A 277-nucleotide genomic window follows, 5' to 3' on the forward strand; every position below is an offset into this window, starting at 1 on the left:
GGTGATGCGCCCCATCCGGCGGGACCGTATTCAACCGGCATCGAACTCGTGCGGGATATTGCAGACATCACAGGCGGGAAGATGGCGGTGGGGGTGGCAGGGTACCCCGAGGGCCACCCAAACATCAACGGACTGCAGTTATTGGAAGCCTTGGCCGCCAAACAGGAATACGCCACAAGGGTGGTGACCCAGATGTGCTTCTCGGCCAATGCGATCCACAATTATGCGGCGTTGCTCCGGCGGCAGGGCGTGCACCTCCCGGTCTGGGCCGGAGTAG

At 62.5% G+C, this 277-nt stretch carries 1 protein-coding gene; it reads left to right on the top strand.

Translation table 11 applies throughout. The features are described 5' to 3' along the window. Positions 1–277 (top strand): methylenetetrahydrofolate reductase (locus tag SB679_RS24000; RefSeq protein WP_410704749.1); only part of this gene is annotated, 277 nt, incomplete at both ends.

It is taken from the genome of Chryseobacterium sp. SIMBA_029 (genome assembly GCF_046535275.1).
Taxonomy (GTDB): domain Bacteria; phylum Bacteroidota; class Bacteroidia; order Flavobacteriales; family Weeksellaceae; genus Chryseobacterium.